General features: G+C 66.7%; 18 protein-coding genes. 11 read left to right on the top strand and 7 right to left on the bottom strand.

Annotated features, from left to right (window positions below):
* Window positions 1–6: 6 nt before the first annotated feature.
* From FBZ93_RS18575 to FBZ93_RS18620, 10 genes are read left to right on the top strand one after another with little or no spacing between them, the layout of a single operon-like run.
* A complete protein-coding gene (locus tag FBZ93_RS18575; RefSeq protein ID WP_146987319.1) occupies window positions 7–825 on the top strand; it encodes an FAD binding domain-containing protein in 819 nt (272 codons plus the stop codon).
* A gap of 5 nt (window positions 826–830) precedes the next feature.
* Window positions 831–1,310 (top strand): (2Fe-2S)-binding protein, encoded by a 480-nt coding sequence (locus tag FBZ93_RS18580; RefSeq protein WP_146987320.1) that lies wholly within the window; start codon window positions 831–833, stop codon window positions 1,308–1,310.
* 12 nt (window positions 1,311–1,322) lie between these two features.
* The gene (locus FBZ93_RS18585) at window positions 1,323–2,918 is read left to right on the top strand and encodes a xanthine dehydrogenase family protein molybdopterin-binding subunit (protein ID WP_146987321.1); all 1,596 of its coding nucleotides are present in this window, start codon (window positions 1,323–1,325) and stop codon (window positions 2,916–2,918) included.
* Window positions 2,919–2,920: 2 nt separating this feature from the next.
* Entirely contained in the window at window positions 2,921–3,943 is a 1,023-nt protein-coding gene (locus FBZ93_RS18590; protein ID WP_146987322.1) for a xanthine dehydrogenase family protein molybdopterin-binding subunit, read from the top strand.
* Between the two features lie 10 nt (window positions 3,944–3,953).
* Window positions 3,954–4,835: an AAA family ATPase gene (locus FBZ93_RS18595; RefSeq protein WP_146987323.1), complete on the top strand. Its 882-nt coding sequence runs from the start codon at window positions 3,954–3,956 to the stop codon at window positions 4,833–4,835.
* Window positions 4,832–5,950: a vWA domain-containing protein gene (locus FBZ93_RS18600; RefSeq protein ID WP_146987324.1), complete on the top strand. Its 1,119-nt coding sequence runs from the start codon at window positions 4,832–4,834 to the stop codon at window positions 5,948–5,950. Before FBZ93_RS18595 ends, FBZ93_RS18600 begins: the two co-directional genes overlap by 4 nt.
* Window positions 5,947–6,837 carry an amidohydrolase family protein gene (locus FBZ93_RS18605; RefSeq protein WP_146987325.1) on the top strand — a complete coding sequence of 297 codons (891 nt, stop codon included), beginning with the start codon at window positions 5,947–5,949 and terminating at the stop codon, window positions 6,835–6,837. The genes FBZ93_RS18600 and FBZ93_RS18605 overlap by 4 nt, the downstream gene beginning before the upstream one ends.
* Before the next feature lie 51 nt (window positions 6,838–6,888).
* Window positions 6,889–7,737, top strand: coding sequence for an MBL fold metallo-hydrolase (locus FBZ93_RS18610; RefSeq protein WP_146987326.1), 849 nt, complete (start codon window positions 6,889–6,891; stop codon window positions 7,735–7,737).
* Window positions 7,738–7,755: 18 nt separating this feature from the next.
* Window positions 7,756–9,327, top strand: a complete 1,572-nt coding sequence (locus FBZ93_RS18615; RefSeq protein ID WP_146987327.1) for an isochorismatase family protein — start codon at window positions 7,756–7,758, stop codon at window positions 9,325–9,327.
* Window positions 9,328–9,337: 10 nt separating this feature from the next.
* On the top strand, window positions 9,338–9,964 hold the full coding sequence (locus FBZ93_RS18620; protein WP_146987328.1) for an FMN-dependent NADH-azoreductase: 627 nt from the start codon (window positions 9,338–9,340) through the stop codon (window positions 9,962–9,964).
* A gap of 600 nt (window positions 9,965–10,564) precedes the next feature.
* Here FBZ93_RS18620 and FBZ93_RS18625 read toward each other — a convergent pair.
* The 3 genes from FBZ93_RS18625 to FBZ93_RS40670 form a co-directional block, all read right to left on the bottom strand.
* Window positions 10,565–11,938, bottom strand: coding sequence for a sensor histidine kinase (locus FBZ93_RS18625; RefSeq protein ID WP_146987329.1), 1,374 nt, complete (start codon window positions 11,936–11,938; stop codon window positions 10,565–10,567).
* Entirely contained in the window at window positions 11,925–12,617 is a 693-nt protein-coding gene (locus FBZ93_RS18630) for a response regulator transcription factor (protein WP_146987330.1), read from the bottom strand. Before FBZ93_RS18630 ends, FBZ93_RS18625 begins: the two co-directional genes overlap by 14 nt.
* A gap of 127 nt (window positions 12,618–12,744) precedes the next feature.
* On the bottom strand, window positions 12,745–13,284 hold the full coding sequence (locus FBZ93_RS40670; RefSeq protein WP_167529094.1) for a hypothetical protein: 540 nt from the start codon (window positions 13,282–13,284) through the stop codon (window positions 12,745–12,747).
* Window positions 13,285–13,685: 401 nt separating this feature from the next.
* Here FBZ93_RS40670 and FBZ93_RS18640 point away from each other — a divergent pair, with 401 nt between their 5' ends.
* Entirely contained in the window at window positions 13,686–13,886 is a 201-nt protein-coding gene (locus FBZ93_RS18640) for a catalase-related domain-containing protein (RefSeq protein ID WP_146987331.1), read from the top strand.
* Between the two features lie 43 nt (window positions 13,887–13,929).
* Here FBZ93_RS18640 and FBZ93_RS18645 read toward each other — a convergent pair whose 3' ends face one another.
* From FBZ93_RS18645 to FBZ93_RS18660, 4 genes are all read right to left on the bottom strand, one after another.
* Complete coding sequence (locus FBZ93_RS18645; RefSeq protein WP_146987332.1) at window positions 13,930–16,269, bottom strand: Tex family protein; 2,340 nt, start codon at window positions 16,267–16,269, stop codon at window positions 13,930–13,932.
* Window positions 16,270–16,379: 110 nt separating this feature from the next.
* Window positions 16,380–17,234 carry an amidohydrolase family protein gene (locus FBZ93_RS18650; protein WP_146987333.1) on the bottom strand — a complete coding sequence of 285 codons (855 nt, stop codon included), beginning with the start codon at window positions 17,232–17,234 and terminating at the stop codon, window positions 16,380–16,382.
* Window positions 17,231–18,268, bottom strand: coding sequence for an aldo/keto reductase (locus FBZ93_RS18655; RefSeq protein ID WP_208764027.1), 1,038 nt, complete (start codon window positions 18,266–18,268; stop codon window positions 17,231–17,233). The genes FBZ93_RS18650 and FBZ93_RS18655 overlap by 4 nt, the downstream gene beginning before the upstream one ends.
* A gap of 156 nt (window positions 18,269–18,424) precedes the next feature.
* Entirely contained in the window at window positions 18,425–18,742 is a 318-nt protein-coding gene (locus tag FBZ93_RS18660; protein WP_146987334.1) for a YdhR family protein, read from the bottom strand.
* Window positions 18,743–18,762 lie beyond the last annotated feature (20 nt).

Below are 18,762 nucleotides of genomic sequence, written 5' to 3' on the forward strand. Positions count from 1 at the left end.
GACATCATGCCAGTCACGGTGAAGACCTTCACCAGCAGCCACGACGCCGCAGCGGCGCTGTCGTCGGATCGCAGCGCCCGCTATCTCGGCGGCGGCACGCTGGTGATGCGGGCGCTGAACGAGGGCGACATCTCGATTTCGACAATCGTGCGCGCCAGCGATCACGCGATGACGCGGATCGACGCCTCGGGCTCGCGCATCACGCTCGGCGCCGGCGTCACCTTTGCGCGCATCCTGGCCGAGCGCGATCTCGCCTTCCTGCACGGCCCGGCCCGCTCGATCGGCGGACCTGCGGTGCGCAACATGGGCACGGTCGGCGGCAATCTGTTCGCGCCGGTGCCCTATGGCGACTTCACCGTCGCGATGCTCGCGCTCGATGCCATGGTATCGGTGCAGGGCGGCCTCGGTGGCCGCGAGATCCCGATCGACGAGTTCCTGCAATCGCGCGACCGCCAGACCGGCACGCTGGTGCTGGCGATCTCCTTCGCCAAGCCCGGCAGCACTGACGCCTTCCGCTACCGCAAGATCGCGCGGATCAAGCCCAAGGGCGGCGCTGTCATCACGCTGGCGGCGCATCTGCCGCTCAACGGCGGCCGGATCGTCGGCGCCCGCGTCGCGCTCGGCTCGATGGCGCCGACCCCGATCCGCGCCCGCGCCGCCGAACGCGCGCTGGAAGGCCGCGCGCTCGATACCTCCACGATCAGCGCGGCCGCAGCAGCAGCGGTCGAAGGCACGTCGCCCGGCGACAATGCGCTCGCCAGCGCCTGGTATCGCCGCGAGATCGTCGGCGTGCATCTCAAGCGTTTGTTGTCCGGTCAGGAATAATCGCGATGGCCAAGACTGCACTTCAATTCCTGCATAACGGCCGCGACGTCGCGATCTTCGTCGACGGCGGCACCAACCTCCTGGTCGCGCTGCGCGAGCTGATCGGCGACATGACGCCGAAATTCGGCTGCGGCCAGGGCGGCTGCGGCACCTGCAGCGTGCTGATCGACGGCGAATTGCATCTCTCCTGCCTGACGCTGGCCGAGACGGTCGCCGGCCGCTCGGTCGAGACCCTCGACGGCATCAAGAACGGCCCCAATCTGCACCCGCTGCAGCGCGCCTTCGCCGACAATTTCGCCGCGCAATGCGGCTATTGCACGCCCGGGATGCTGATGGCCGCGAAGGCGCTGCTCGACCGCAATCCGCAGCCGAGCCGCGCCGAAGTGGTCGAGGCGATCTCCGGCAATATCTGCCGCTGCACCGGCTATGAGCCGATCATCAACGCCGTGCTGGCTGCCGCCTCCGGCGGCCGGGCCCGCGCGTAAGGGAACAGTGCCATGCTGGAATTGCGCAAGGACCTCTTCGCCGACGAGCGCGACGATAACCTCAAGGAAATCGGCAAGGGTACGCAGCGCCAGGACATGCTCGGCCATGTCACCGGCACCTCGCCCTATTTCGACGACCACAAGCTGCAGGGCATGCTGCATCTGAAGGTGGTCCGCAGCGCCCATTCGCACGCACGGCTGCGCCGAATCGACACCTCGGAGGCCGAGCGGTCGCAGGGCGTGCGGCGGGTGATCCGCGCCTCCGATGTGCCGCGCAATCTGAACACGCTGCTCTCGCTGATCAATTTCGGCAAGGATGACGAACCGTCGCTCGCGGTCGACAAGGTGCGCTATAAGGGCGAGCCGATCGTTGCCATCGTCGCCGACAGCCCGCGCGAGGCCTTTGAGGCCATCGCCAAGGTCAAGATCGACTACGAGGTGCTGCCGGCGGTGTTCGACGTCGAGGACGCGCTGAAGCCGGGCGCGCCCGTGGTCAACGAGGTCTATCCCAAGAACACCTTCACCTATCACGAGACCTATGATCGCCAGCAGCTGCGCTTCGGCGATGCCGACCGCGCGCTCGCCACTGCAGACCATGTGCTGGAGCAGCGCTACCAGATGTCGCCGATCGAGCACGCGCCGACCGAGACCAACGGCTCGATCGCGGCACCCGACACCAACGGCCGCTACATCGTCTACACTTCGACGCAGGCGCTGTTCTTCTCGGTCGACACCTGCGCAAAAATCCTCGACGTGCCGTCCAACACCTTCCACTTCATCGGCGGCACGGTCGGAGGTGGGTTCGGCGGCAAGGTCGATACCTTGACCGAGCCGCTCTGCATCCTCGGCGCGATGCTGACCGGACGGCCGGTGCGCTACGTGTTCGGCCGCGAGGAGGAGATGCAGTACGGCCCGCCGCGTGGCGCCGAGCGGATCTACATCAAGGACGGCGTGATGCGCGACGGCCGCGTCGTCGCCCGCAAGGTCCGCGCCTATTTCGACAGCGGCGCCTATACGCGGCTATCGAGCTATGCGGCGGTGAAATGCGCGGCGCATCTGCCCGGCCCCTACACCATCCCCAACGTCCACGGCGACGTCTACTGCGTCTTCACCAACCGGACGCCCGCAACCGCGATGCGCGGCTTCGGCGTCACCGCGATGGATTTCGCGATCGAATGCCAGATGGACAAGCTCGCCCATCTCGTCGGCATGGACCCGATGGAGTTCCGGATCCTCAATGCCTATCGCGACGGCGACATGAAGGCGCATCGCCGCGAGGCCAAGAACACCGCGCTGATCGAATGCGTGCAGGTCGCCGCCGAGAAGGCCAAATGGCCGCTCCGCGAGGACTTCAAGCGGATGTCGTCGCGCAAGGATGGAGGCGGCGCGCGGGCTGCCGTGACGCCGACCCCGCGCGAGACGCAGGCGCCGCCGACGGCATTGTCGCAGCAGCGCACGACGTATGACCGCGCGCCGGCTGCAACCCGCGAGCCGCCGCCACCGCCGCCGCCCTCGTCGCCGCCACCGTCATCACCGCCGCCGCGGCCGAGCGCGCCGTCGCATGGCGCCATCCGCTTCTCTTCCGTCTTCGGCACCAGGAGGCGCTGACCATGACCCGGCATCGCGGACGCGGCATCGCGTCGGTCAATTATCCCATCGGCATGAATCTCGGCGGCGATCCGAGCCAGGCGCTGGTGCATTCCAACCCGAGCGGCAAGTTCACCGTCGCGCTGTCCTCGATCGATCTCGGCCAGGGCATGAAGTCGGTGACCCGGCAGATCTGCGCCGAGACGCTCGGCGTGCCGGTCGAGGACGTCTATGTCGACACCGCCGATTCCGACACCGGGCCGCACTGCATGGGCTCGTTCGCCTCGCGCGGCACGCATCGCGTCGGCAACGCGGTGATGGCGGCGGCGCGGGAGGCGCGCGGCGTGATGATGGAGGCGGCCGCCGAGGAGCTGGAGGTGAATGCCGCCGATCTCGAGACCGACGGCCGCGGCAACATCCACGTCAAGGGCGCGCCGCACCGCTCGATCTCGACCAAGGACGTCGCGATCGCCGCCCAATTCAAGCAGGGCAAGACCATCTCCGGCCGCGGCATCTTCCTGGTGCCGCTGTCCGACGTCGATCCCGAGACCGGCGAGATGTCGCCGGCGACGTGTTACGCGCATGCCTGTCTGGTCGCCGAGGTCGAGGTCGACGACGAGACCGGCGAGGTCGACATGGTCAGGATGGATTCCGCCTATGAGCTCGGCCGCGCGCTCAATCCGCGGCTGGTCGAGCAGCAGCTGGTCGGCGGCGCCTGGATGGGCGTCAGCCACGCGCTCTATGAAACGCCGGAGCCCTTTTATCCGGAGCCGGTGCATGGCCCGCGCGACTTCGTCGAATATCTGATGCCGGGGCCCGGCGACATCTGCCCGCACGACATCGCGGTGCTGGAACGCCCGGCGCCCGACGGCCCGTTCGGCGCCAAGGGGCCGGGCGAGATGTGCGCCAACCCGGTGCTGCCTGCGGTCGCCAATGCGATCTTCAACGCGGTCGGAGTGCGGATCGACGATCTTCCGATCACGCCGGAGAAGGTACTGCGCGCGATCAAGGCGCAGGGCGGCGCGCGGCCGCAGCCGCGGCGCTGAGGTCTTTTCCATGCCGGTCCGCAGCAACATCGTCGGCATCGACAGCCCGGAGGCGCTGGAGAGGGCGCTGCGCGCGGCCTATTACCTTGCCGACGACGGCATCGCGACGGCCTCCTATCTCTCGCTCGCGCTCGGCAAGCCGCTGCTGCTCGAGGGCGCGCCGGGTGTCGGCAAGACCGAGGCGGCGAAAGCGATCGCCGCCGTGCTCGGCCGCAGGCTGATCCGCCTGCAATGCTATGAGGGCATCGACGCCGCCGCCGCGCTCTATGAGTGGAACTATCCGCGCCAGATGCTGGCGATCCGGCAGGCCGGCGAAGAAAGCATCGACATCTACGGCGAATCCTTCCTGATCGAGCGTCCGATGCTCGCGGCACTGCGCGCGCCTGATGCGACCGTGCTTCTGATCGACGAGATCGACCGCGCCGACCAGGAGTTTGAGGCCTTCCTGCTCGAATTCCTCTCCGACTTCCAGATCTCGATCCCGGAGCGCGGCACGGTGCGCGCCACCGAGCATCCCGTCGTGGTGCTGACCTCGAACCGGACCCGCGATTTGCACGAGGCGCTGCGGCGGCGTTGTGTGTATCACTGGATCGACTACCCGAACGCCGAACGCGAGGCCCGCATCGTGATGATGCGCGCCTCCAGCGTCGCCGAAGCCACCGCCCGCGCCGTGGTCGCCGCGGTCGGCCGTCTGCGCCGCGAGCCGCTGAGCAAGGCGCCGGGCATTGCCGAGGCGGTCGACTGGGCGGAGGCCGCGACCCTGCTCAACAAGGGCGGCGCGCGTTGGCCGGACGCGTTCAAGCGCTCGATCGGCGTCGCACTGAAGGACGAGGAGGACCTGCATTTCATCTCGCCCCGGCTCGATGCGATCATCGCGGAGGCAGCCGCGTGAGCGACGAGCTCAAGCTGCCGCGCGCCGCGCGGATCTTCGTCACCTTTGTCGCGCTGCTGCGCGCCAACGGCTTCTCGGTCGCGCCGGAGCAGACGACGAGCTTCCTGGCGGCGATCGAACTGCTCGGGCCACGGAGCCTGGAGCACATCCGCCGGGCCGGCCTTGCCACGCTGGCGCCGCCGCCGGAGCGCCGCGCGACCTATGACCGGCTGTTCGACATCCATTTCCGCGGCGCTGATGCCATCGAGCAGGCCGAAGGCGAAGACGAGGAGACCGTCCGCCTGCAGGAGGAAGGTCGCGGCGAGGACGAGCCGCCGCTCGCCGACGAAGCCAATGAATCCGGCCTCGCCGCGGCGCGGGCCGAAGCGCTGGTCGAGCGCCGTTTTGCGCAAGTCCCGACCAGCGATCCGCTGCGCCAATTGTCACGCGAAGCGGCACGCCGATTGCCGCGACGACGCGGCCACCGTCGGCGACGTGCGCGCGGCGGCCCGTTCGCCGATCTGCGCCGCACGCTGCGCGACAGCGTGCGCAATGACGGCGAGGTGCTACGGCTCGGACGCATGCGCCGCCGCCAGCGCCCGCGCAAGATCCTGTTCCTGATCGACGTCTCCGGCTCGATGAAGGCGCGCACCGAGGAGAACATGCGGCTCGCGCATGCGCTGGTGCAGGCGGCCGGCAATGTCGAGGTGTTCACTTTCGGCACACGGCTGACCCGCGTCACATCTGCACTGCGGCTGAAGCGGCGCGAGCAAGCGCTGAATGCGGCCTCGTTTTTGGTCAGCGACTGGGACGGCGGCACAAGGATCGGCGACGCGCTGCAAGCGTTCCTCGCGGTGCCGCGGTTCGGCGGATACGCCCGCGGCGCAGCTGTCGTGATCGTCTCCGACGGCCTCGAACGCGGCGATCCGGCGGCGCTGCGCGATGCGGTGGCAAAGCTATCGCGCCGGGCCTGGCGCGTGAGCTGGCTGACGCCGCTTGCGACGTCGCCCGGCTTCAAGCCGCAAACCGAGGCGCTGATCGCGATCCAGCGCTTCGTCGATGATCTCGTGGACGGCGGATCGAGCGCGGCTGTGGTCGCGCATCTGCTGTCGCTCGGAACAAGGAGAGCTGCGTGACTGGCATTGTCGACGGACATCATCACATCTGGCGTCAGGCCGATCTCGCCTGGCTGTCCGGCCCGATGCAGCCGCGCATCTTCGGTCCCTACGAGCCGATCCGCCGCGACTACCCGATCGAGGAATATCTCGACGACCTCAAGGGCGCCGGAGTCACCCGCTCGGTCTACGTCCAGACCAACTGGCCCAACGGCCAGTTCGAGGATGAGGCGGCTTGGGTGCAGCAGACAGCGGATCAACACGGCTGGCCGCACGCCCTCGTCGCCTATGCCGATTTTTCCTCAGGCGACGTCCGGCCGCAGTTGGACCGGTTGAAGCGTTATCCGCTGGTGCGCGGCGTGCGCATGCAGCTGCACTGGCACGAGAACCCGCTCTACCGCTTCGCGGCACGGCCCGATCTCTGCACCGATCCGGCAATCCGGCGCAATATCAGCCATCTCGCCGACTATGGCTGGAGCTTTGACCTGCAGGTGTTCGCGCCGCAGATGGCCGACGCTGCCGCGCTCGCCGCCGCCTGCCCCAATGTGACGTTCATCCTGCAACATGCCGGCATGCTGGAAGATCTGTCGCCGCAAGGCCGTGCCGCCTGGCGCGCCGGCATGGCGCGGCTCGCACAATGTCCCAACGTGGTGGCGAAGCTCTCCGGGCTCGGCACCTTCATCCATCGCAACGATGCCGCGCATATCGCCGGCGTCATGACCGACACGGTCGCGATCTTCGGTGCGGAGCGCTGCCTGTTCGGCTCGAACTTTCCGATCGAGAAGTTGTGGACCAGCTACCGCGATCTCGTCGATGCCTTCAAGGCGGCCGCCGAGCGGCTCAGCCGGGAGCAGCGCGCCGCGATCTTCGGCACGACGGCGGCGCGGGTCTATCGGCTGGAGCCATAGCCGCGCCGCGGGCACGAACACGACAACGAACACGAATTTGGAGGGAGAGCGATGCCGTTGGAGATCAAGATTCTGGACTATGGCGATATCGAGCTGGAATCGAGCTTCCTCGTGCTCGGGCACAATTGCGGCCGCACCCGCCGCGTGCTGACGCTCGGCTTCCTGATCCTCGGCGGCCCCTACCCCGTGCTGGTCGACACCGGTTACCGCTCCAACCAGATCATGGAGACGCTCGGCATGCGCGGCCTCCAGTTCCACGAGAACATGATCGAGAACCAGCTCGCCCGCCACGGCGTGCGGATGGGCGACGTTCGCTTCGTCTGCCACACCCATCTGCACATCGACCATGCCGGCAAGGACGACCTGTTCCCGATGAACACGACCGTCGTCCTGAACCGCAAGGAGCTGGAATATTCGGTCTCCGGCCTGATGCATCCGCAATATCCCGCGCCCGACATCAAGCACCTGATCGACCGCCTGCACACCAAGAGCGCGCTGCGCTTCCTCGACCTCGAGATCACCGGCCCTGTCGAGCTGATGCCCGGCGTCTATTGCGACGCCGCCAACGCCCACACCGAAGGCTCGATGAACATCCACGTCCACACCACCGACGGCATCGCCACGATCTGCGGTGATGTGATCTACGATTTCAACGACCAGATCGTCACGCCCTTCAACGAGATCCATGACGCCGAGCCGCGCACCACCGGCAACCATGGCACCAGCAAGCGCGCCGAGAAGGCCGCGATCAAGAAGCTGCTCTCCAGCTCGCGCTATCTGCTGCCGGTGCATGATCGCCCCGCCAAGATCGAGGGCGGCATGGTGGTCGGCCGCCTGCACGACCAGGTGCCCGGGCCGGTCGTGCAGAGCCTGCCGCAACGAAGCTGGTTCCCGGCATAACCGCGAAGGCCTGTCACGATGACGCATGTCACGCTGCGCAGCGAGTTCGAAGACCTGATCGACCCCTACGCGCCGGTCGGCCAGGTCGGCACCGGCTTTGATTTCACGGAGGGGCCGATCTGGCACCCGGTCGATCACTTCCTGCTGTTCTCCGACATGCCCGGCGACGTGCGCCGCCGCTGGGATGCGCGGCGCGGCGTGGTCGAGGTCAAGCGTCCGTCGAACAAATGCAACGGCATGACCTACGACGCCGATCTCAATCTGATCGTCTGCGAGCACGCCACGTCCTCGCTGATCCGCGAGCGGCCGGACGGGCGGCGCGAGGTGCTGGCCTCGCATTACGAGAACCAGGAACTCAACAGCCCGAACGACGTCTGCGTTCATTCGAGCGGTGCGATCTATTTCTCCGATCCCTGGTATGGCCGGATGCCGGTCTACGGCGTCGAGCGGCCGCGGCAGCTCGGCTTCCAGGGCGTCTATCGCGTACCATCAGGCGGCGGCGCGCCGAAACTGCTGGTCGACCGCTATCTGTTCGAGCAGCCGAACGGGCTGTGCTTCTCGCCGGACGAGCGCATCCTCTATGTCAACGACACCGTGCAGGCGCTGATCCGCGCCTTCGACGTCGGCGCCGACGGCTCGCTCAATAATCCGCGCGTGTTCGCCTCCGGCATCCGCTCCGAGCTCGAACCCGGCCTGCCCGACGGCATGAAGTGCGACCAGCGCGGCAATGTCTGGGTCACCGCACCCGGCGGCGTCTGGGTCTATTCGCCCGATGGCAATCTGCTCGGCAAGGTCCGCTTGCCCGAGCTCGTCGCCAATCTCGCCTGGGGCGGCGCCGATTTCCGCACCCTCTATCTGACCGCGACCCATTCGGTCTACGCGATCCCGACCAAGGTCGGGCCGCGCAACGAGCCCTATATGAGCGGCAAGCGCGGCGGCGCCGGCGCTGCATCATCCACGCCCGCGCCGAACCTCACCGCCGGCGAGATGCAGCTCGATCCGCAACGCTGCGCGATGATCATCCAGGACATGCAGAACGATGTCATCATGGATGGCGGCGCCTTCGCCGACTCCGGCGCCCCTGCCCATGCAAGGCAGCAGCACGTCGTCGAGAATGTCCGCCGCGTGGCGGAGGCGGCGCGGGCGCGTGGCGTTGCCATCATCCATGTCTGGTTCGTCGTCGAGCCGGGCGCGCCAGGGGTGACCTTGAACGCACCGCTGTTCGAGGGGCTGGTCGACAGCAAGGCGATGGTGCGCGGCAGCTGGGGCGCGGCGCCGGTCTCCGGCCTCGAGCCGCGCCCGGGCGATTTCGTGGTCGAGAAGATGCGGATGAGCGCGTGGGAGGGCACAAGGCTCGAGACCATCCTGAAGGCGACCGGCCGCGACATGATCATCAACACCGGCGCCTGGACCAACATGTCGGTCGAGCACACCGCGCGCACCGGCGCCGACAAGGGCTATTTCATGATCGTGCCGGAGGATTGCTGCTCGACCATGAATGCCGACTGGCATAATGCCGCGATCAATTTTGCGCTTCAGAACGTCTCCGTCGTGACCAACGCCGACACCGTCATCAAGGCGCTCGGCTGAGGGAGGCGCGGTGCCGAAGCTGCTGCATCTTGCCTGCTCTCCCCGCGCCGATTCGGAATCGGCAGCCGGCGCGTGCGTCTTTGTGGAGAGCTTCCGCAAGGCACGCCCGGACTGGGAGATCGACGCGATGAACCTCTGGCGCGAACCCCTGCCGGAGTTCGAGGGGTATCTGCTCGAGGCCAAATATGCCCGGATCGGCGGCAAGGGCTTCACCAATTCGCAGCACGATGCTTTCGCAGTCGCCGAACGCCTCGCGCTGCGGCTGTCGTTGGCCGATCGCGTGCTGATCTCGACGCCGATGTGGAATTTTTCGATTCCCTACAAGCTCAAGCAGTGGCTCGACGTCATCATCCAGCCGGGGCTGACCTTTCGCTTCGATCCGGCGCAGGGTTATCTGCCGCTGCTCAAGGACCGCCCGACGGTCGTGATCCTGGCGAGCGGCAGCGACTTCGTCACCGGCATGAACCGCGGCCGCATCGACATGGCGACGCCCTATCTGCGCGAGATGCTGCGCTTCATCGGCATCCAAGACGTGCGCTTCGTGCCGATCGGCCCGACCACCGGCCCCACGGAGCCGATCCGCGCGGCCCGCGACGCAGCGCATCGCAGGCTTGCGGAGATGGCGGCGCGGTTTTGAACGGTTAATACCACCGTCGTCCTGGCGAAAGCCAGGACCCATAACCACCGCTTTCGGCAATGAGCGGGATCGCAGCCCCGGCGTGGCGCAACAACTCTCACTTGGGGTAATGGGTCCTGGCCTTCGCCAGGACGACGACGGGATAGTTCGACTCAACGTGTCAAACAACGCGGTGCCATCGCCCGCGCATGCGGGTGATCTAGTGTCCACGGCTCTTCCCATCGCGTCGTCCCGGCGAAGGCCGGGACCCATACTCTGCGGCGGATATTGTGAACGGCACTCGTCGTTCCAGCGTCGCGCAACAAGCCGCCTTTGGGGTTATGGGTCCCGGCCTACGCCGGGACGACGGCGAGCATGTTGCACGGCCTGTGAACTCATGCTTCCGCAGTCTCGCGACGCGCTGCGGCCACTTGCGCGGCGAGGGGCGTTTAAAGACGGCGATTACACGATTTCGGAATATTAGAAGACTACCCCTGATTTGCCCGACATGTCAAGTTGCCTGGTCGAGCGCCGCCAGCCGCGAGCTGCTTTGCATGGGGTTGTTTTTCGATATTTTTGGCGGCGCGCACCAAGCGAGAAGTTCCTCCGCTGTCACCGCCCCTACGCCTCCGCCGCAGGAAAGATCAACCTGCACAACAATCCCGGCGCGCTGTCGCGCAATTCGATCTTGGCGCCGTGCAGGCTCGCGACCGCCGCAACCAGGCTGAGACCGAGGCCGTTGCCCGGCGTGTAGCGGCTCTGCTCGAGCCGGTAGAAGCGCTTGAAGACGCGGTCGTGCTGGTCGGCCGGAATGCCCGGGCCGTCATCGGCAACCGAGATCACCGGCCCGCCTTCGTCATCGTCGCAAGTCACGGTCACCCGTCCGCCCGGGCGGCCATGCTTGATGGCGTTGTCGACGAGATTGGCAATGGCGTCGAACAACAGGTCGCGGTCGCCGGTGACCATCACCGCGGGATCGCCGGCAAGGTCGAGATGGGTGGTCACCTCCTCAGCCGCGGCATCGTAGAGCTCGACCACCTCGCCTGCGATCTCGACGAGATTGACGGTGCGAAACGCGCCCTTACGGGCCCGCGTTTCGATCTCGGAGATCCGTGTGATCGATGCGAACATTCCGAGCACCGCGTCGAGATCGGCGATGGTGTCGCCGATCAGCGCCGCATCGCCCTCTGCGTTGCGTGGGGCGTGATAGGCCTTCTCCAACCGGCCGCGCATCCGGGTCAGCGGCGTGCGCAGGTCGTGGGCGATGTTTTCGCTGACCTGCTTGACGTCCCCCATCAGGGTCTGGATCCGATCCAGCATCAAATTGAGGTTCTCGGCGACGCGATCCCATTCGTCATGGCTGCCGAGGAGCGGGATGCGCTGGTCGAGGCCGGAGAGCATGATGGCGCGACTGGTCGCATTGATCGACTCGATCCGGCCCACCGTTCGTCGCGTGACCCCGATGCTGGCGGCCGCAGCCAGCACGATGATCAGCACGACAACGGCGATGCCCGCGGCCCGGATCTGCGCCATGAAGCCGTCGAGATCGCTGATGTCGCGGCCGACCAGCAACCGATCGCCGTTCGACAGGGTCTCCGTCACGACTCGCGCCAGCGAGGTTCCCGTGGCGAGCTGCGGCAGCGAGACGCGGAATTCGGTCCATCCCTGCCCGGCAGCCTCCGCCGGCCATTGCTTGAGATTTCCTGCAAACACCGCCGAGCCGGGGCCGGCCAACAGATAAACATGGTCGGCAAAGGCTTTGTCCGCGATGCGTTGCGCAATCAACGCGGTCAGGCCATCGCGGCCGGACCGCGCATAGGCATCGTCGAGGCTTGCCTGCTCGGTCATGATCGCGCGGTCGGACCTGTCGCGCACATAGGACAGTGTCGACCAGTAAACATAGGCAAAGATGACGGACACGATCAGGCCGAAGATGCCGATGGCGATCAAGGCCAGGCGGAACGTCGATGACCTGAGGGTTTTAGCCAGGAGCACGGAGGCAGTACCCGATGCCGCGGATCGTGTGGATCAGCGGATAGGCTTGCTGGTCGTCGACCTTGCGGCGCACCCGTCCGACATAGACGTCGATGATGTTGGTCGAGGGATCGAAATGCAGATCCCACACGTGCTGCAGCAGCATGGCGCGCGACACCACCCGGCCCTCGTTGCGCGCGAGGTATTCGAGCAGCTGGAATTCCTTCGGCAGCAGCGGAATCTTGCGGCCGCGGCGGCTCGCCGTCCGCGCGATCAGATCGACCGCGAGATCGCCGACCCGCAGGATGGTCTCCTTGGCAACGGTCTCGCTGCGGCGGCCGAGCGCCTCCAGGCGTGCCAGCAACTCGACAAAGGAGAACGGCTTGACCAGATAGTCGTCACCGCCGGCGCGCAAGCCACGCACGCGGTCATCGACCTCGCCGAGCGCGCTGATGATCAGGAACGGCACTGCGATGCCATCGTCGCGCATCTGACGCATCACCGTGATGCCGTCGATGTCGGGCAGCATGCGATCGATCGTGATCACGGCATAGTCGCGCGCCGCGCCCTGGTTCAGCGCCTCGCGGCCGTTCGCCGCCAGATCCACGTCATAGCCGCAGGTGGTGAGTTCCTCGACGAGCTGACCCGCGGTCTCCGGATCGTCCTCGACGACGAGAATGCGGCGGTGAGCTCCGGTCATCTTCTTGAACTCTCCGAGTTCTCAACCCCTCCGAGCGCCCCGCGACGGTCGCCGCCAGACTATCCCATTCCGGGGCTGGATGGAACGTCTGGCGACGGCCGCGACAACGGTGCGGATGGTTGGGCGATCACCAATAGTCCCCGCACACATTGACCCATTGCAGACCGTAAGCCGTCCATACCCTGCGGTAACAGCCGTCGTAGTAATCGGCATAGACGTAAGGCCCACCGCCGAAGAAGGCGAAGCGATGGAAGCGGTGATGATGGAAGAAGCCGCCGTGATGGAAGAAGCGTCCGCCGTGGAATCCGGCGCCGGCGAACCGCGGGCCGAACGCGGGAGCGCCTGCGAAGCGCGCGCCGCCGAAATGGCCGCCGGCAAAATGCCCGCCGCCGCCCATGGCAGCGAACGCCATGCCGCCACCATGCATACCGCCAAAGCCGCCGCCGTGCATGCCGCCGAAGCCTCCGCCATGCATGCCGCCACCCATGGCGCCAGCAAAGCCACCACCGTGGCCGCCACCGAAACCACCGCCACCACCGAAACCACCGCCGCCGCCATGCCCGCCGCCACCACCGCCGCCGCCGCCTCTGGCAAAGGCCGCGGGTGCGAGCGCAACGCTGACAGCGAGCGTCGCCGCCGTGAGACATTTGAGAAGCCTGTTCTTCATGAAATCCTCCCTGATTGGGACCGCGGCGAACCTCGTATCGCCGCACACGAGCATGATCAGAAGACGCAAGCGCGAGCCCGACTTCAACTGACAAATGCGCCAGATTCTGACGCCGGATTTAGGATTGGCGAGCGCGTCGGCATGCGCAGCAAATGACCGGATCGCGGGCCCCGACTGCGTTGGCCGAGATCGACGGACATTTGACTGGAATCAGCGAATAGCGCGCGTCGTATCGCTCCCCCCGATTTCTTAATCCCGGACTCATCCAAGAAACGGCGTCGTCGTGGCGGGGCAGATCCGGTTCACAATTTGTCGATCACCGGGCCTCCCCGCGACGCCGACCGTTGTGAACATCATGACGGCGGGGCCGCGTGGGCCGGCGCTGCTGCGCGGCGCGGCCGATGTGGCAGCAGCCGGGCGATCTGTTCCGCAAGATGAATGCCGCGCAAACGCAGGCGCTGTTCGACAACACCGCCCGCCAGGTCGGCCAGGCATCGAAGCATATCCAGGAGCGGCATGTCGCAAATTGCAGCAAGGCCGATCCGGCCTACGGCAAGGGGGTCGCGGAGGCGCTCGCCAGGTTCGCTGCCGGCAAGCTGTAACGAAATGAGGGCGGCGAGTTTAGCTTGCCGCCCTTCTCACTGCTCAGGTCGGCTTGCCGCGCCCGCTCTTCTCGGCGGCGCGGCGCAGCGCCTCGGCGAGCGCGCCGCCGCCGGACTGCTCCTGCGGACGGCGCGGCGCGGATGAGGTCATCTTGGCCGAGCCACGCGAGAAATCGCGTGACGGTCCCGCGTTGTCCTTCTTCGGTCCGACCTCATCGTCGAGCCGCAGCGTCAACGCGATGCGCTTGCGTGCGACCTCGACGTCCAGCACCTTGACCTTGACGATATCGCCCGGCTTCACCACCTCGCGCGGGTCCTTGATGAAATTCCGCGACATCGCCGAGATGTGCACCAGCCCATCCTGGTGCACGCCGATATCGACGAAGGCGCCGAACGCGGCGACGTTGGTCACGGTGCCCTCGAGGATCATGCCCGGCTTGAGGTCCTTGACCTCCTCGACACCGTCCTTGAACACCGCCGCCTTGAACGCCGGACGCGGGTCGCGGCCGGGCTTTTCCAGTTCGCGCAGAATGTCGGTGACGGTGGGCAGACCGAAGGTGTCGTCGACGAAGGATTGCGGCTTGAGCCCTCGCACCATATCGGCGTTGCCGATCAGCGCCTTGATGTCGCTCTTGGTCGCCTCGAGAATGCGGCGCACCACCGGATAGGCTTCCGGATGCACGCCGGATGAATCGAGCGGGTCCTCGCCATTGCTGATGCGCAGGAAGCCGGCGCACTGCTCGAAGGCCTTCGGCCCGAGCCGCGGCACCTCCTTGAGCGCCTTGCGCGACTTGAACGGACCGTTGGCGTCGCGGTGCTGCACGATGCTCTGCGCCAGCCCCTGGCCGATGCCCGACACCCGCGCGAGCAGCGGCACCGAGGCGGTATTGGCATCGACGCCAACCGCGTTCACGCAGTCTTCCACCACGGCATCGAGCGAGCGCGCCAGCTTGGCCTCGCCGAGATCGTGCTGATACTGGCCGACACCGATCGCCTTCGGATCGATCTTGACCAGCTCAGCCAGCGGGTCCTGCAGGCGCCGCGCGATCGAGACCGCGCCGCGAATGGTGACGTCGAGGTCGGGTAGCTCGTTGGAGGCGAAGGCGGAGGCCGAATAGACCGACGCGCCGGCTTCGGAGACGACGATCTTGGTCATCTTGCGCTCGGGCAGCCGCTTCACGAGCTCGGTTGCCAGCTTGTCGGTCTCTCGCGAGGCGGTGCCGTTGCCGATCGCGATCAGCTCGACGCCATGCTCGATCGCGAGCTTGCCGAGGATGGCGAGCGACTCGTCCCAGCGCCGCTGCGGCTCGTGCGGATAGATTGCCGTATGCGCCACCACCTTGCCGGTGGCATCGATCACCGCGACCTTGACGCCGGTGCGATAGCCGGGATCGAGCCCCATGGTGGCGCGCGGGCCGGCCGGCGCCGCCAGCAGCAGATCGCGCAGGTTCGAGGCGAACACGCGCACCGCCTCGGTTTCGGCCGCGGTCCACAGCCGCATCCGCAGGTCGATGTTGAGATGGATCTGGATCTTGGTGCGCCAGGCCCAGCGCACCGTCTCCGTCAGCCACTTGTCGCCCTTGCGGCCCTGGTTGGAGATCGCAAAGCGGTTCATGATCCTGAGCTCGTAGAGACTGGGCTGGCCGACGACCGGCTCCTGCGCCTCCGGCTTGATCGCGAGGTCGAGGATCTCTTCCTTCTCGCCGCGGAACAGCGCCAGGATGCGGTGCGACGGCAGCTTCGGCAGCGGCTCGGAGAAATCGAAATAGTCCTTGAACTTCTCACCTTCGGTCTTCTTGGCGGTGCGGACGGTCGAGGCCATGATGCCGTTCGACCACATCTCCTCGCGCAGCGCGCCGATCAGGTCGGCATCCTCGGCGAAGCGCTCGACCAGGATCGCGCGCGCGCCGTCCAGCGCCGCGGCGACGTCGGCGACCTGCTTCTCGGCATTGACGAACGGCGCGGCAGCCTCGTTGGGGTCGTTCTGCGGCTGCGTCAGAAGCTGATCGGCGAGCGGCTCGAGCCCGGCTTCCTTGGCGATCTCGGCCTTGGTGCGGCGCTTCGGCTTGTACGGCAGATAGATATCTTCCAGGCGCCCCTTGCTGTCGGCCGCCATGATCTGGGCCTCGAGCGCGGCATCGAGCTTGCCCTGCTCGCGAATCGAATTAAGCACCGCGGTGCGGCGCTCCTCGAGCTCGCGCAGATAGGTCAGCCGTTCTTCCAGCGTGCGCAGCTGCGCGTCATCGAGTGCGCCGGTGAGCTCCTTGCGGTATCGCGCGATGAACGGCACCGTGGCGCCGCCGTCGAGCAGCGTCACCGCCGCTTCGACCTGCTCGTCGCGAACCCCAAGCTCCTGCGCAATCTGATGATGAATCTTTGCCACGCCTGTCTCTCTGAATCCTCGCGCCACATATGGCGCGGACGCCGCTTATGAACCATCCCGGATCGATTCATCAAGGCGCGCTGTGGATCAAATGAGGCGCAGGCGGCAATCTATTTCAGGGATGTCGGCCGCCCGCGGCTTGACAAATAGATGCGCGCCGCATTGCCTCCGAAAATCGCAGCCTTCGCGTCACTTGACAAATCAGCCAGCAAGGTCTCGGCCGCTGCGAACCATTGCGCATAGCCGCCGGCGAGATTGACGACGGGCCAGTCGCTGCCCCACAGCATCCGCTGCGGCCCGAAGCATGCGAGTGCATGATCCACGGCCTCGCGTAGATCGGCAAGCTGCCAGTTCGGGGCGGCCTCCGTGGCGAGGCCCGATAGCTTGCAGACGACGTTGGACCGCGTTGCCAAGCTTGCTATGTCGTCCTTCCAGGCTGCGATGTCACCGGTCGCGAGCCGCGGCTTGCCGAAATGGTCGAGCACGAATTGCAGGTCCGGATGGCGATCGACCACCTGAACGAGCCGCGGCAGATGGGGCGACAGCACCAGCGCGTCGAACACGAGGTCGTGCCGCACCATGGCCTCGAGCGGCGCTGCCAGTTCGGGGCGCAGCAGCCAGTCGTCATCGGCGATGTCCTGCACCATCGGCCGCAAGCCGACCAGCAGTTCGTGTTCGGCGATCGCATCGACCCGGTCTGCGGCATCGGGCGCATCGAAGTCGATCCAGCCGACCACGCCGCGCACCAGTTCCGAGCTCTTGGCGACGTCGAGCATGAATGCCGTCTCCGCCTCGGTCGGAGCCGCCTGCACCAGGATGGTGCCTTCGATTTGAGCCGCGGCGAGATGCGGCGCGAGATCGGCCAGGCCGAAGTCGCGATAGATCCGCCCGCGCTCGGGCGTCAGCCAGCCGTAATCGGCGCGCGCCAAGGTCCAGACATGGTGATGGGCATCGATCCGCATCATGCCGGCACCGGCGCATGCTGGTCGAGCAGCCCCTCGGCCTTCAGGTCGCGCCACAGCGCAGCAGGCACGGCTGACGACAATGCGGCGACGTTGCGCTCGACCTCCTGCGGCGTCTGCGCGCCGAGCACGACGCTTGCGACCGCCGGATGGCCGAGCGCGAAATGCAGCGCCGCGGTCGGCAGCGCCACGCCATGGGCGCGACAGACGCGCTCGATCGCCGCCACCTTCTGCATCACGTCGGGCGGCGCGTCCTTGTAATTGTACTTGGCGCCGGCCACCGCGCCGGTCGCCAGGATGCCGGAATTGAACACGCCGCCCAGCATCATGCCGATGCCCTGCTTCTCCGCCAGCGGCAGGAACTCGGCCAGCGCCGGCTGCTCCAGCAGCGAGTAGCGGCCGGCGAGCAGCATGGTGTCGAACGCTCCGGCCCTGGCGAAGCGCACGCACATCTCGGCCTCGTTGACGCCGATCCCGATGCCCTTGACCACGCGCTCGGCGCGCAGTCTGTCGAGCGCGACATAGGCGCCTTCCATGGCCTCGCGGAACCTGGCTTCGATCGCATCGGCGCCATGAGTCCAGACGTCGACGTCGTGAATCAAGAGCAAGTCGACATGATCGGTGCCGAGCCGCAGCAGCGACTGCTCCACCGACCGCATGGTGCCGTCATAGGAATAATCGACCACCGCACGATGCGGCTGGCCGCCGACGAAATTGGAGCCGTCGCCGCGGCCGTGGAACGGGTCCATCCAGCGCCCGACCTTGGTGCAGACGACGATGTCGTCGCGCGCCACGCGGCGCAGCGCGGTGCCGCAGCGATGCTCGGCGAGGCCATGCCCATACAAGGGCGAGGAATCGAGCAGGTTCACGCCCAGCGCAAACGCCCGCTCCATCGCGGCGATCGCAGCCGTGTCGTCGAGCCGCGCAAAGAGATCGCCGAGCGGCGCGGTGCCGAAACCGAGAATGGAGACATCGAGCCCGGTACGACCGAGCCTGCGGCGCGGCAGCGTTTGATGTGAGGATGGAGTTTGGTTCACCGTGACGGCTCCCTTGCAGTTTTCTTGCTTGCAGGGAGAGTAGCCTTGTGGACCCACCAAGCACAAGCGGATGCGCGCGGCGCATCACACGCGGACGTGCGCCGCCGGGCGGCGGTCGAAAGTTCCGCCACTGTCAGTTGACGCGACGGAGCCTTCCTAGTCGCCGCCGGCGCTGATCTGCTCGGCGACGTTGTCGACCACCACCGGGCTTTCGAAATAGGTCACCGTCGGATCGGCGCCGTACTTCTCCCGCGCACGGGCGCGCCACGCATCGGTGTACAGCGCTTCCGCCTCGCTCCTCGAGTTCCAGAAATAGATGCCGCCCGCGGTCCTGCCGTCCTCGGACAGCAGATAGGTCTTCCGGAACAGCCCCGGTACACCGCGATAGATCGGTGCGGTGCTCAGGAAGATGCTGCGCGCTTCTTCCCACGTGATCGGCTTGGGCAAACTGAACGACGTAACGGCGGTGATCATCCCGACCTCCTGAGGCAACC

The organism is Bradyrhizobium macuxiense (assembly GCF_007993935.1).
GTDB lineage: Bacteria > Pseudomonadota > Alphaproteobacteria > Rhizobiales > Xanthobacteraceae > Bradyrhizobium > Bradyrhizobium macuxiense_A.

What these genes read in the sequence shown, in the direction of transcription:
- FBZ93_RS18640 (WP_146987331.1), top strand. Translation starts at nt 13,686, where the DNA reads ATGTGGCAGCAGCCGGGCGATCTGTTCCGCAAGATGAATGCCGCGCAA.
- FBZ93_RS18590 (WP_146987322.1), top strand. Translation starts at nt 2,921, where the DNA reads ATGACCCGGCATCGCGGACGCGGCATCGCGTCGGTCAATTATCCCATC.
- FBZ93_RS18580 (WP_146987320.1), top strand. Translation starts at nt 831, where the DNA reads ATGGCCAAGACTGCACTTCAATTCCTGCATAACGGCCGCGACGTCGCG.
- FBZ93_RS18615 (WP_146987327.1), top strand. Translation starts at nt 7,756, where the DNA reads ATGACGCATGTCACGCTGCGCAGCGAGTTCGAAGACCTGATCGACCCC.
- FBZ93_RS18595 (WP_146987323.1), top strand. Translation starts at nt 3,954, where the DNA reads ATGCCGGTCCGCAGCAACATCGTCGGCATCGACAGCCCGGAGGCGCTG.
- FBZ93_RS18660 (WP_146987334.1), bottom strand. Translation starts at nt 18,742, where the DNA reads ATGATCACCGCCGTTACGTCGTTCAGTTTGCCCAAGCCGATCACGTGG.
- FBZ93_RS40670 (WP_167529094.1), bottom strand. Translation starts at nt 13,284, where the DNA reads ATGAAGAACAGGCTTCTCAAATGTCTCACGGCGGCGACGCTCGCTGTC.
- FBZ93_RS18610 (WP_146987326.1), top strand. Translation starts at nt 6,889, where the DNA reads ATGCCGTTGGAGATCAAGATTCTGGACTATGGCGATATCGAGCTGGAA.
- FBZ93_RS18630 (WP_146987330.1), bottom strand. Translation starts at nt 12,617, where the DNA reads ATGACCGGAGCTCACCGCCGCATTCTCGTCGTCGAGGACGATCCGGAG.
- FBZ93_RS18575 (WP_146987319.1), top strand. Translation starts at nt 7, where the DNA reads ATGCCAGTCACGGTGAAGACCTTCACCAGCAGCCACGACGCCGCAGCG.
- FBZ93_RS18585 (WP_146987321.1), top strand. Translation starts at nt 1,323, where the DNA reads ATGCTGGAATTGCGCAAGGACCTCTTCGCCGACGAGCGCGACGATAAC.
- FBZ93_RS18650 (WP_146987333.1), bottom strand. Translation starts at nt 17,234, where the DNA reads ATGATGCGGATCGATGCCCATCACCATGTCTGGACCTTGGCGCGCGCC.